Genomic DNA, 633 nt, shown 5'->3' with positions numbered 1-633 from the left:
GTTGTTACTTTATATAGAAAATTATCATATTCTTTAATGATAGACTCAATACCATGTATAACCAAACATTTTCTTAAACATACCTCAAATATTTTTTAAACAATAATTCGCCTTAAAAAACAACTATACTAAGATAAAACCTAGCAAACAAAAAAACTAAAAAAGTAGCACCAAAAAATATAGGGATTGTATATTTGAATACTGGTTTAGGTGCAAACTTTAGCAGTAGAAAACTAATTAATAGGATAATAATTCAAATAAACTTTTTTAGCCATCCCCATGCCCTAAATCCATAGAAGTGAGGGCTAGGGCTTCTTTTTCAGTATAACCTTGTTTGATGTAGTGTTGAGTCATATCCTGAGCAAAGGCATATCTTAGACTATGGTGAAATTTTGCCTGTTAAGCCTATAGTGCTTTTTTGATTACGCCAATAGGTCATGGCTTGTTTTAGATTAGGTTTGGACAGGCTACACTAATTAGTACCAGTTTAATAAGGTCATTGTGATGATAACTAAAAAACAAAAGGAACCAACAATGACAAATCTCATTTCAAGAAGAGAAAAACGCAGTTTTAGTAATGAATTTAAAAAACAGAGGGTAATGTTATACCAAAATGGCAAAAAACGAGCGGAT

General features: G+C 30.8%; 1 pseudogene. It reads right to left on the bottom strand.

The features are described from left to right. Positions 1 to 267: 267 nt before the first annotated feature. Positions 268 to 466, bottom strand: a pseudogene (locus tag A9G30_RS13570) (integrase domain-containing protein); the annotation flags it as partial. Between the last annotated feature and the right edge of the window lie 167 nt (positions 467 to 633).

This window comes from Gilliamella sp. Fer4-1 (assembly GCF_001690515.1).
In the GTDB taxonomy this organism is placed as follows: Bacteria; Pseudomonadota; Gammaproteobacteria; order Enterobacterales; family Orbaceae; genus Gilliamella; species Gilliamella apicola_C.
Note: the sequence above shows the minus strand (reverse complement) of the source record. Positions and strands in the feature narration are given on the sequence as shown.